Source organism: Actinomadura sp. KC06 (assembly GCF_004348735.1).
Lineage (GTDB): Bacteria > Actinomycetota > Actinomycetes > Streptosporangiales > Streptosporangiaceae > Spirillospora.
Genome location: NZ_SMKT01000087.1, coordinates 1 through 12241, shown reverse-complemented (window position 1 = coordinate 12241; position 12241 = coordinate 1). Strand labels below are relative to the sequence as shown.

Annotated in this window: 9 protein-coding genes; 5 read left to right on the top strand and 4 right to left on the bottom strand. The window is 70.7% G+C overall.

Translation table 11 applies throughout. The features are described from left to right. Positions 1–5 precede the first annotated feature (5 nt). Positions 6–1295 (bottom strand): extracellular solute-binding protein, encoded by a 1290-nt coding sequence (locus tag E1287_RS25620; protein ID WP_207934454.1) that lies wholly within the window; start codon positions 1293–1295, stop codon positions 6–8. A 284-nt stretch (positions 1296–1579) separates the two neighbouring features. Between E1287_RS25620 and E1287_RS25615 the strand changes: the two genes are divergently transcribed. Next, the gene (locus tag E1287_RS25615; RefSeq protein WP_165969178.1) at positions 1580–2950 is read left to right on the top strand and encodes an aromatic amino acid ammonia-lyase; all 1371 of its coding nucleotides are present in this window, start codon (positions 1580–1582) and stop codon (positions 2948–2950) included. After that, positions 2902–3384: an aromatic amino acid lyase gene (locus tag E1287_RS25610; protein WP_131967609.1), complete on the top strand. Its 483-nt coding sequence runs from the start codon at positions 2902–2904 to the stop codon at positions 3382–3384. Before E1287_RS25615 ends, E1287_RS25610 begins: the two co-directional genes overlap by 49 nt. A 14-nt stretch (positions 3385–3398) precedes the next feature. On the opposite strand, the gene E1287_RS25605 is transcribed toward E1287_RS25610, so the two are convergent. Next, entirely contained in the window at positions 3399–3749 is a 351-nt protein-coding gene (locus E1287_RS25605; RefSeq protein WP_131967608.1) for a hypothetical protein, read from the bottom strand. A 453-nt stretch (positions 3750–4202) separates the two neighbouring features. On the opposite strand from E1287_RS25605, the gene E1287_RS25600 reads away from it, so the two are divergent. Beyond that, the gene (locus E1287_RS25600; RefSeq protein ID WP_131967607.1) at positions 4203–6137 is read left to right on the top strand and encodes a tetratricopeptide repeat protein; all 1935 of its coding nucleotides are present in this window, start codon (positions 4203–4205) and stop codon (positions 6135–6137) included. Here E1287_RS25600 and E1287_RS25595 read toward each other — a convergent pair. Further along, positions 6103–6585: a hypothetical protein gene (locus E1287_RS25595; protein ID WP_131967606.1), complete on the bottom strand. Its 483-nt coding sequence runs from the start codon at positions 6583–6585 to the stop codon at positions 6103–6105. The genes E1287_RS25600 and E1287_RS25595 overlap by 35 nt on opposite strands. Next, positions 6582–7820, bottom strand: coding sequence for a hypothetical protein (locus E1287_RS25590; protein ID WP_131967605.1), 1239 nt, complete (start codon positions 7818–7820; stop codon positions 6582–6584). Before E1287_RS25590 ends, E1287_RS25595 begins: the two co-directional genes overlap by 4 nt. Before the next feature lie 623 nt (positions 7821–8443). Here E1287_RS25590 and E1287_RS25585 point away from each other — a divergent pair. Next, on the top strand, positions 8444–11566 hold the full coding sequence (locus E1287_RS25585) for a tetratricopeptide repeat protein (protein WP_165969177.1): 3123 nt from the start codon (positions 8444–8446) through the stop codon (positions 11564–11566). A 148-nt stretch (positions 11567–11714) separates the two neighbouring features. After that, positions 11715–12241: maleylpyruvate isomerase family mycothiol-dependent enzyme (locus tag E1287_RS25580; protein ID WP_165969176.1), on the top strand; the 527-nt coding region annotated here is incomplete at its 3' end.

The window sequence follows — 12241 nt, the reverse complement described above, 5'->3', positions numbered from 1 at the left end:
GCTGCTCAGTCATCGACGGTGAGGCCCTTGCGGCGCATGTCGCGCACCGTGCTCCGCTGCGCCGCCCGTACGGCCTCGACGAAACTGCCCTGGCCGCCGACGGCTTCGGTGAACCCGATGTTCAGCGAGTCGAGCATCGCCGCGGTGGTCGGGACCCACCGCCATCCGGTGTCGACGTGCCGGTCGGCCTCGGCGAACACGTCGTTGTAGCGCTGGCCGCCGAAGAACGGGTCGGCGCGGTCCAGCGCGGATCCCCGCGCGATCCCCGTCGCCGCGGGCCAGCCGTACCCGCCCTCGATGAGGTGATCGACGCTCCGCCGGTCGGTGTTCAGCCACAGCGCGAACCGGAGCGCCTCGCGCGGATGCCGCGTGCCGCGCAGCACCGCGGTCGAGGAGCCGCCCCAGTTCGCGGACGCCTTGCCGGTGGTGCTCCACTGCGGCATCGGGGCCACCCGCCATTTCCCCGCTGTGTTGGGCGCGTTGCCCTTGAGCAGCGCGTCCCCCCACTGCGGGCCCAGCCAGGCGACGATCTTCCCGTCGCGGACGGCCTTGTACCACTCGGTGTGGACGTCGGGCATGGTGAAGATCAGCCCGTCCCGGCGCAGCCTGTCCCAGTACTCCGCGACCCGGAGGGTCGGGCCGTCGTCGATGTCCACCGACCACCGTCCGTCGGCGCCGAACCAGCGCGCCCCCGCCTGCCAGGCCAGCGCGACGAACCACTGCGAGTTGGCCGGGGGGAACGTTCCGATCCGGGCGGACGGGTCGGCGCCGCGGATCCGCCGCGCGGCCCGCTCGTAGGCGTCCCAGGTGGCGGGCGGTTCGATGCCCCATTGCTGGAACAGGTCGGCGCGGTAGTAGAGCGCCATCGGCCCGGACGCCTGCGGAATCGCGTACACGCCGTCGTTGAACACGCCCTGCCGCCATTGCCACGGGACGAACTCGCCCGCGTGCTGCTTGGCGCCGTACCGTCCCAGCTCGACCAGCCCTTGTTCGAGCAGGAACGCGGGGATCTCCCAGTATTCGACCTGCGCCAAATCCGGTGCCGCGCCGGCTTTGACCGCGGAGAACATCTTCGCGTAGCCGCCGTCCACCCCGGCCGTGATGCTTTCCAGCTCGACCTGGACGTCCGGGTTCTGGGAATTCCACAGGTCGATCGATTTCTCGATGCCCGGGACCCACGTCCAGAAGGTGAGCCGCACCTGGTCCGACTGGCCGCCACCTCCGCCGCAGCCGGTCATCGCGGCCAGAACGACCAGCATGCCGATCAGGGACCGGAGCCCGAGTGCTCGCCTCACCTTGATCACTTCCCTGCGGACGCGGTGGGGACAGCAGTGATCAAACTTTCCCGCACTATGGTTCCCGGTTCATGCGCTGTTAAAAACGGCCATTTTCCCGGGAACTCTCCGGCGCTTTCACTCCGGACTTCGTCCGCGCCCCGCGCAGCAAGATCATCAAAGGGCCGGGTGTCATGGATGATCTTTGCCGGTGGCGGGCGGGATGCTGACCTTTGTGCGGGTACGCCCGAACGCGCGATGGGGCGACGCTCGGGGAGGCTTTCGTGGGGACGCGTGGATTGCCGGTGAAGGGGCTGGTCGCAGGTGGGACGGCTCTGCTGCTCGTCGGCGGGGGCGGCGGTGTCGTGGCCGCGGCGGAGCCCCGGCCGGGCGTTCGTGAGCAGGGCCCGGCTCAGCGGAGGACGATTGCGGACTGCAAGAACGTCAGCGTCGATCCGGCTCGGCTTCCCGATGGTCCTGAAGTCTCGCTGAGGCTGGACGGGAAGAGCCTGACCGTCGAGAAAGCGTTCAAGGTTCTCACGGCTCCGCGGTTGCGGGTGAGCCTCACCCCCGAAGCCGTCCAGACGATGCGCGAATATCGGCGCGACGCGGTAGCACTGGTCACGCGGCAGAATCCGCCGCCCCCGCGCGTATATGGCTGGAACCAGGCGCTTGGGCCGTTGAAGGACAAGCCCATCAGCCCAGAGGAGTCCAAAGATTTTCAGAATCGGGTGCTGGCCTCCCATGGAGTGGCGACCGAACCCGTCCTTCCGGGGCGGATCGCACGGCTGGCGCTGGTGATCCGCGCGAACCAGATGGCGCGCGGGCACATGGGCGTCCGGCCGGAATTGCCCGGCAAGTTCCTCGAACTGGTCAACAACGGAGTCACCCCGGTGATGCCGCAGGTCGGGTCGCTGGGGTCGGGCGATCTGCAGCCGATGGCGGTGGCCGGGCAGGTGGTCACAGGAGCCGGAGGATGCGCTAGCTGGACGCGGCCCGGGCACCCCATGCGGGTCGCCGGAGCAGCCGAAATTCTCCGGGACGCCGGGATCGCTCCGGCGGAGCTGGAAATGGGTGAGGCGCTGCCCATCATGAGCGGCAGCACGGTCGTCGCCGCGTCCGCCCTGGAGGCGCTGCACCGGGGAGAAGCGCAGGCCGACCTCGCCGAAGGCGCGTTCGCCCTGTTCATGGAAGCGTTGCGGGCCGAGGCCGGGTCATTGGACACCCGGACGCACGACGAACGGCAGATTCCCGAGCAGAAGGAAGTCGTCGCCCGTTTGCGCGCGCTTCTGGACGGCAGCGAGTTCATGACCGATCGCACGCGCCGGCGCTTCAATCCCGAGGACACGCACCGCGTCCAGGACGCGGTCTCGGTGCGCGCGGCGCCGCACATTCTGGCGTCCCTGCGGCAGAACCTGAACCACGCCGAGAAGGTCCTCGCTCCGGAGATGAACGCCTCCACGTCCAATCCCCTGATCTTCCGGAAGAAGGACGGGCAGGTGGAGTTCGTGATGGGCGGCAACTGGGACGGAGCGGTCCTCGGACATTCGCTGGACGCGCTGAACGCCGGGCTCGTCGATGCCGGAGTGCTCTCACAGGAATTGTCGGCACGGCTTCTTTCCAGTAGGTGGAGTTACGGCTGCCCGCCAATCTGGCTGGGGGCAAGGTGGGTCTGAACTCGGGCATGGTCCAGCTTCAGACCGTCGCGACGGCGCTGATTCCGGAAATGCAGGTGCGGGCTTTTCCGTCCGGGACGCTTTCGCGGCCCGCCAAGGACGGGCAGGAAGACCACAACACGATGGCGATGGCGTCGGCTCGCAACCTCCGCGCCAATCAGACTCGTCTCGACACTGTGCTGGCCGTGCAGTACATCATGAGCGCGCAGGGCGTCGACCTGGTCGTCCGCGGAATCGACGATGATGCGGCGGATCCGCGCCTCGGGACGGGAACCCAGCGCATTCACGCCGTCATACGCGGCGCGATCGCCGAACTCCAGGACGACAGGAACCTCACTCCAGATCTGGAGAAGATGGTCCGAATGGTCAATGGACAGAGCGGCGGCGCTCTCCTTCAAGCCGTCCGAGGGCCGTCCGGGCAGGACGCCGCCTGACCGGCCGCGGGCGGTCAGCCGAGGTTCAGGTCGCCTTTGATGTCGCGGGCCTGGATGACCCTCTGGGCCTGGCCGTTGAAGATGTTGACGACCCCGTCGCCGGACACGGACGCCATCGTCTGCGCCTGGTTCCAGAGGGTCTCCGCGTCGGCGCGGAAGTCGGGGTCCTCGTCGAAGAGGCGCAGGACGGCGCCCTGGAGGACCTCGGGCTCGTCGGCCGCGCGGGCGAGCGCCGCCTCGTCGGACGGGCGGCCGTGGAACCGCTCGCGGACGCGGCGGGCGATCTCGGCGACGGCCGCGCGCACCGGTTCGCCCGCCACCTCGACGGCCTTGCCCGCCATCGCGGTGGCAATGGCCACGGTCATCGGATCTGTCATTCGTTCAGTTCACCACGATCCCGCCGTTCTCGCCCGCGCCTTGTTCCCGCTGAGTCGAGGGGGGCGGAAGTGTCCATGGATCCTAGAGCGTTACGGGCTATTTCCTCATTATTCCGGCCCGCCGGAAATGCGGCCATCAGTGCTAGCCGATATCGCCTGTTTCCCTTGCCGGGCGGGGATCTCCGGGTTATGTTGACCCGGATTCTGAGCGTCCTCGCCCCCGGTGGAGCTGATTCCTTGCCTGAACGCGATGCAGAGGAATGGCGGGCTGAAAAACCGTCGTTGCGTAATGAAGTGGCTGCGGACGTGTCCGGTTCGGTGGTTCAGGCGGGCACCGTCCATGGCGGGATACATCTGCACGCGAACACCGGGTACCCGTCCGTGCCAGCGCAGTTGCCCGCGTCGCGGCCTTACTTCACGGACCGTTCGCAGGAACTGGAAATGCTCGTGCGGCTGAGCGACGCCGCGAGCGAGCAGGCGGCCGTCATCGTGATCAGCGGGGTCGGGGGCGTCGGGAAGACGTCGCTGGCGCTGGCGTGGCTGCATCGCGTCGTCGCGGGATTCGCCGACGGGCAGCTCTTCGCCGACCTCCGCGGCTTCTCCGCTGGCGCGCCCGTGACTCCGGGCGAGTCGCTCGGCCGGTTCCTGCGGGCGCTCGGGGTGGCGCCGGAGGCGGTGCCCGCCGACCTCGACGAGCAGGCGGCCCTCTTCCGCACGCTGACGGCCGGGCGCAGGCTGATCATCATGCTGGACAACGCCGCCTCCGCGGCCCAGGTGCGTCCGCTGCTGCCGGGGCACGGGCCCTCGGTGGTGGCGGTGACGTCCCGGCGGAGGCTGTCGGGGCTGGCGGTCGACGGCGCGTCCTTCCTGCCGCTGGACCCGCTGGACGAGACCGGAGCCGTCCAGCTGCTCGACCGGATGCTCGGCAGCGGGCGGACGGCGGCGGAACCGCAGGCCGTCCGCTCCCTGACGGCCCTGTGCGGACGGCTGCCGCTGGCGCTGTGCACGTCCGCGGCCCGACTGGCGACGCGGGGGCACTGGCGCATCGAGCGGCTGGTCGGCGAGCTGGCCGACGAGCGGCGGCGCCTGGCCGTTCTCGGTGAGGAGGATCTGTCCGTGCAGGCCGTCTTCGACGTCACGTACCGGGATCTGCCGCCGTCCGCGGCGCGGCTGTACCGGCTGATGAGCGTCCAACCGAACGGGTGGTTCGCGCTCCCGGCGGCGACGGCGGCCGCCGGGACCGGCGCGGCCGACGTCGAGCGGGACCTCGACGTCCTGGTGGACGTGAACCTGGTGGACGCCGGCCAGGACGGCAGATTCCGCTTCCACGACCTGGCGCATCTGCACGCCCGCTCGGTGGCCGCCCGGCCGGAGCACGAAACGGAAAGGGCGGGGGCGTTCCACCGGGTTGTGGACCACTATTTGGGAATGGCGGTGGCCGCCGACCGCACCATCATCCCCGACCGCTGGCATCTGGGCCGCAAATACGATGAGCCCCCCGCCGTCTCCTTTCCCGGCACGCCGGAGGCCATCGCCTGGGTCGAAGGCGAACTGCCCCTTCTCCGCGATCTGGTCTCCGATGCCCACGAGCGCGGACTGCACCACGAAACGTGGGAGATGTGCGAAGCGCTGTGGAGCGTCCTGACATTCCGCAAGCACTATGCGATCTGGATCGAGACCCATGAGATGGGCCTGGCGTCGGCGTCCGCGCTCGGCGATCCCGTCGCGCGGGCCCGGATGCTGGAGGCGCTCGCGTTCGCGCGGTTGAACCTCGGCGAATTCCGCGAGGCGGAGCGGCTCGGCCGGGACGCGCTCGCCCTCGAAAGCGCCGCGGGGCACAGCGACGGCGTGGTGACGGCGCTGGAATGCCTCGGCGTCGCGCAGCTGGCCCAGGGCGACGTGGCCGACGCGGCGGAGACCTTCACCCGCGCCTTGGAAGCCTGCCGCGACGTGCCCGGGGACGCCGCCCGGCATGTGGCGGTGATGAGCCGCCGCCTGGGGGAGGCGCTCGTCCGCGACGGCCGCCCCGGGGAAGGGGCCGCACGCCTGCGCGAGGCGCTGGCCTTCTTCACCCGTCGCGGCGACGACTACCACCGCGCCCGGACGCTCAGGACGCTGTCGGACGCGCTCGCCGCCGACGGCCGGGACGCCGAGGCGGGCGCGGCCCTCGACGAGGCGGAGGAGGCCGGGACCCGCGTCGGCGCGCGGCATTCCCTGGCGGACATCCATGTCGCGCGGGCGCGCCTCGCGGCGCGTCGCGGCGACCCCGCCGCCGAGCGCGGCCACCTCGAGCGGGCGGCCGCGGTCCTCGACGAACTCGGCTCCTACCAGGCGCGGGAGATCAGGGAGCGGTTGTCGGAGCTCGGCGGACCGTGATCCGCATGGACATGAGCGCCGCCGCGCGCCGCCCGGAGACACGCCACGCGTGGACGAACGACGCGACCCAGACGGCGTCGTCCAGGGACGCCACGAGGGTGGTCCCCGGCTCGTCCTTCACCGTGATGGCGCAGCGTCCGTCCGGCCCTAGCGTGCAGACCACCAGACCGTAGAAGCCTGTAAGGGGCCGCCGCGCACCGTTGTAGAGCAGTACGTCGGCGATTGATGCCCACCCAGCGGCGTCCCCGTCCGCCAGGTGCACTGCCAAGTGCTCGTCGAGCATCGGGCAGGAGGGGGACGGGTCGTCCGTGACGTGTACACGGGTCAGCGCCAGGCTCAGCGCGCCGTGCGGCCCGTCCGCCGTCACCTGAACGTCGTCGCCGTCCGATCCTGGTGAGCGCACGAGGCGGGCCCGCACGAGACGGACGCTTTCGTGGCGTGCGCTCATGACAGACCGCTCGGCTCGCGGTGTGCCGGGATCAGCTCCGGCAGCGGGACGGGCTCGGTGGGCGGCGGTTCCGCCGGCTCGTCCAGGCCCATCAGCGAGTACATCTCGCGCCGCAGCAGCACGGCCGCCCGTCCCGGCTCCGAGGTCAGCCGGTCGCACAGCGGCGCCGGCGGAAACGGGTTCGCGATGGCGTCCTCGACCTGCGGAAGGAGGGGGCGGCGCGGCGCGAGGTGCGGGGCGCGCCGGCCCAGCAGGTCGCTCACCGACCCCGGCAGCACCTCGTGGGCGGGGAACGCGCCGAGCAGCACGGGAACACCGGCCGCCGCCGCGTAGGACGTCACCGACCCGCAGTCACCGATCACCAGGTCCGCCGCCGCCAGCGCGGCGCGCCAGCCCTCGTGGAACGGCAGCAGCCCGACACCGAGCCGCAGGCAGTCGTCGAACCAGGCCCTGACCTGGCGATACCCGTGAAAACCCCAGGTCACCGGGTGCACGGCCAGCACGATGCGGTAGCGCTCGGACGGCAGGTCCAGCGCGAGTTGCCGGACCAGCTCGCGGTTCCGTCCGAGCAGCGCCCGCGCCCCCCAGGTGGACGAGACGACCACCAGTCGCCGTCCGTCCGCGACCTCGAGCGCCTCACGGTGCCGCTCCCGGAACGGGACGCTGGCAAGCAGCCGGTCAAGGGCGGGATCGCCCGTTATGCGCACCACGGGCAGCGCCTCCGGGCAGATCCGCGCCAGCAGGGCCCGGTGGTCGCGGTGCGCGAACGCGAGGACGGACGGGATGACCCGCCCACCCGCGACGATCCCCTCGCGACGCAGCCCCGCGATCGGCGGTTCCACCGCGGGCCCGGCGCCGTCCCAGCGGCGCGCGACCGTGGCCGGGCCCGCGCCGTGCTGGAGTACCAGGACCGGCGCGTGGATCCGGTCCAGTGCGCCGTCTCCTGCCGCGACCGCCAGGTCGAACGGCGTCTGCGCCGCCTGCGCGAACGGGATGACCACCGCGCCGGACGCGGCGAGATGGCGGGCCGTGCCCGCCGCCCGCGGCGACGTCGGCGCCACCGTGTACACCGTCTGGATCCGCCGGTCGCGCTCGACCAGCGGTGCGACGTCGGCGAGCCTGGTCGCCGCCGTCAGATGGTGGACGACGATCAGGACTCTGTTCAGCCCCTGAAGCGTCGCCCCTATACCGCTGTCCAGGCCGAACGGTCCTACGGACCATCCGTCGACAGACATTGCGTCCCCCTTGCCCCGATTGATGCGGCGACCTGGATGACCGCCTCGAAGCCAAGGTGCACGCTGACGATTGCATTCGCCTGGACGGCCTGATTGCCGTCCAGGTGGGAGCGGGTCTGGTGAGCGCCAGGGACGGAGACCGGGGTTGAGCCTTGCGGGGCTGGCCCCCCGGTCCGCGGGAGGGTCACCAGATCCAGATCACGTGGCCTCCACTCGATCTCTATTGCAAAGGCGTCCGACCGTGCGGCTGCACGGACGAACGCCGTCATTCATCGGGGCCCGACGACTCGTGGAGGAATCGGACGCAAAGAGGAGCATAGCGGTTAATGCTGTGATGCGCGTGAAGCCTGGTGACATGTCGAGATTGTCGCGCGGACGTTTTCGGTCTGATCGTTTCACCTAATCGGACATCGTGGCCAGAGAATGGGTTTTTCGGACGTTGGTCGTGACACCGGCAAATCCGAACATTTGTTCCCTTGGTCAGCGTGCATTTATACCGGTTGCGCCGATTAATGTGCTAATGGGGTGGTATCGGAGATGCCTCCTGTGAGATGTTCCCTGTCAGGGGTCAGACGGAGGGACAGATGGAGGAGGTCGCGCTCCTCGGTCCGATTGAGTTGAGCGTGAACGGTCGGCGGCTGGAGGCCGGTTCGCCGAAGGAGAATTGCGCGCTCGCGGTCCTGTCCGTGGAGTGCGGTCACACCGTTTCCCCGGACACCCTCGTCGCCAGGATCTGGGGGCAGGACCCGCCGGCGCAGGCGCGAGCGAACCTGACGAGCTACCTGTCCCGGCTGCGCCGCCGGCTCCGCGACGCGGAGGCGGGTGATGCGCTGCTGGAGCATCGCCCGGGCGGCTACGTCCTGACACTCGACCCCGAGGCCGTCGATCTCCACCGGTTCCGGCGGCTGCGCCGCCAGGCGCGCGCCATCGCCGACAGCGGCGACGACGAGCACGCCCGCGCCTTGCTCATCGAGGCGGAAACGCTCTGGCGCGGCGACGAGCCGCTCGGCGGGCTCCCCGGCGAATGGGCCCGCGACCTGCGCATGAGCCTGCGCGAGGAACTCCACGCAGCCAGGCTGGAGCGCATCGAGGCGGAGTTGCGGCTGGGACTGCATGACGTCGTCGTCGGCGACCTGTCCCGGCTCACCGCCGCGAACCCGTTCGACGAGCGCGCCGCCGGGCTGCTCATGACCGCGCTGTACCGCTGCGACCGGCACGCGGACGCGCTCGCCGTCTACCGTCGCGTGCACCGGCTGTTCGCCGAGGAGACGGGCACAGAACCGGGGGAGCGGCTCAACGACCTGCACGAACGGATACTCCGGCGCGACCTCGATCTGGCCGCGATTCCCCTCTACCGCCGGGCCCCCGCTCCCGCCGATCCGGCGACGAGGCCTGATGCGGCGCCGTCCGGGCCGCCATCGCCCGACCCGTTCCCGTCAGAGCTGATGCCGCCCGACACCGAGGACTTCACCGGTCGGGACGCCGAACTCGGCATGCTCACCCGTCCCGCCGCCGAGGCAGGGGACGACGCCGCGCGGATCTCGGTCATCACCGGCCTGGCGGGCGTCGGGAAGAGCGCGCTCGCCATACGCGCGGCGCGCATGCTCGCGCACCGGTATCCGGACGCCCAGCTCTACCTGCACCTGCGCGGGCACGATCCGGTACGGCCGCCGATGTCGCCGCACGCCGCGCTCGCCGAGCTCCTCCCGCAGCTCGGCGTCCCGCCGGAGCGGATCCCGGCCGAGTTCGGCGACCGGGTCGTGCTCTGGCGGCGGGCGCTGGGCCGGCGGCGCGCGATCGTCGTCCTCGACGACGCGACCGGCACGGAGCAGGTCCGCGCGCTCGTCACCGCCGGGCCGGTGCGGCTCCTCGTCACCAGCCGGCGGAGGCTGGCCGGGATTCCCGGTGCGAGCTACCTGCCCCTCGACGTCCTCGGCGTGGACGAGGCGCGCGAGCTCGTCCGCGCCATCACGGGCGACGGCCTCACCGCCGCGCACGTCGACGACATCGTCAGCCGGTGCGGCCGGTTGCCGGTGGCCTTGCGCGTGGCCGCCGGACGGGCCGCCGCCGGCCCGCAGGAGGACCGGCACGACGGGCTCGCCCTCCCCGAGGAGGACGAGGACCTGGCCGAGGCGGCCTTCGAACTCTCCTATCGCGCGCTCACCGACGAACAGCGGGCGGTCTTCCGGCGGCTGGGCCTGAACCCCTGCTCCGAGATCAGGCCACAGGCGGTGCCCATCCTGAGCGGACACCCCGGTGACGTCGCGGACGACGCGGTCGAGACCCTGCTCGATCATCATCTGATCGACGAGCACCGGCCCGGACACCTGCGCATGCACGATCTCGTCCGTGCGTTCGCCCGGTCGCGGGCGTTCGACGAGGACTCCAACGGGGACCGGAGACGTGCCCTCGGACGTCTGCTGAACTATTACCTCGCGTGCGCCCATCGTGCGGATCTCGTCCTGCATCCGCACCGGCGCAGGCTTCCCATGCCGGACGGGGCAGGAGGCGACGACGCTCAGCCGTGCATTCGCGAGGCTCAGGCATGGATGGACGAGGAATGGCGCAACGGTCTCGTCCTGGCGCACCACGCCATGGCGCGCGAAAGGAAGCAGGACGGTGTGCTGCTCGTGCACCTCCTGTCCCAATTCCTGGAAGTGCATGGGCACCATGAAAGCGCCGGTGAGGCCCAAGAAGAGGCACTCCGGGCGGCGCGGGAACTCGGCGACACCGGGTTCACCGCGCAGATGCTGTACGAATTGAGCGTCACTAACGCACGGACGGGACGTTTCTCCGAGGCTCTCGAAGCGGCCGAGCAGGCGCTCGCCCTCAGCCGGGCCGCCGACGACCGGCACGCGACCGCCGAAGTGCTCGACCGTATGGGCATCTATCTGGCGGCGACCGGCCGCTACCGTGAGGCGCTTGCGCATTGCCAGGAATCGCGGGGAATCTATTCGCAGCTCGGCGATCGGCACGGCGAGGCGGAGGCGCTCGTCCACGCGGCGATGGTCCTGTGGCATCTCGGCCGTTACAAGGAGGCCATGGTCCACCTTCGCGCTTCCCTCAACGGATACCGGAGCACGGGGGACGAGCGAGGCGAGGCGGCGGTGCTGAACAATCTCGGCGAAGTGCAGCGGCAGCGCGGCTACCATCGCGACGCGGTCCAGCACTACTTGGAGGCGGCCCGTGTGTTCGGCGGGAGCGACGACGGCCGCAACGCCGCGATCCTCAAGAGCAACATCGGGAACGTCCACCTTTACAAAGGCGAATACCAGGAGGCGCTGCGCTGCCATCGCGAGGCGATCTCGGTGTTCCGCGCGATGGGCGATAGGCGGAACGTCGCCGACACTCTCAACAGCCTTGGCGTGACATATCTGCTGATGGACCGTCCGACCGAGGCGCTCGTCCACCATCAGGACGCCGAACGGCTGTCACGCGAAGTCGGCGACCCCGGCCAGCGCGTGCGGGCACTGCAGGGCATCGGCGACGCGCACCGCGCCTCCGGTCGCTACTCCACCGCGCTCGACTACTACCAGAAGGCGCTTTCCCTCGCCCATGACATCAGCGATCCGTACGGGGAGGGGAAGGCGCACGAGGGGATCGCCGGTGCGGTTCTGCAGCTCCGCGGCGCCGACGCGGCGCGGATCCACTGGCGGCAGGCCCTCGACCTGTTCGAGATGCTCGACGTCCCGGAGGCCCGGTCGATCGCGATCCGGCTGCAGATGGTGGACGGCGTCGCGTCCTGACCGGCCGATGCGAACGGGGGATTTTTGGGGGGATTGTGGCGTTTCACTCTTCCGGTGGAGAAGATCTCGCGTGATTTGTGCCGCCCGATGAATTTCCGCCGTGCGGATGGTCCACAGAACAGAGGCCATCACCACGATTGGAGCGCGGATGCACGAGCGGACGAATGCGCCGCAGCCCGTCCCCCTGGACGGCGGGCTGATGGAGCGCGCGATCGGCTTCGCGCTGACCTCCGTCCAGGCGGTCACGCCGGACATGATGTCCCGCCGCACGCCGTGCGCGTCGTGGGACCTGGAGATGCTGCTGCTCCACCTCCGCGACTCCCTCGCGGCGCTGCACGACGGCATCCGCCTCGGACGCGTCGCGATGCTGCCGGAGGCGCCCGCGCCGGACGACGACCCGGTGTCGGCGGTGAGGGTGCGCGCCGTCCGGCTGCTGCGCGCGTCCTGCTCGCCGGAGCGCGTCGAGATCGGTGACCGCCGGCTGGGCGGGGACCTGATGATCGCGGTCGGGGCGTTGGAGGTGGCCGTCCACGGCTGGGACATCGCGCAGGCGTCGGGCCGGGCGTCGCCCATCCCGGCCGCGCTGGCGGACGAGCTGCTGAGAATCTGCCCGCTGGTGGTGCCCGAGTCGCCGCGCCGCCCGCTGTTCGCCGACCCCGTCGAGCCCGCCCCGGA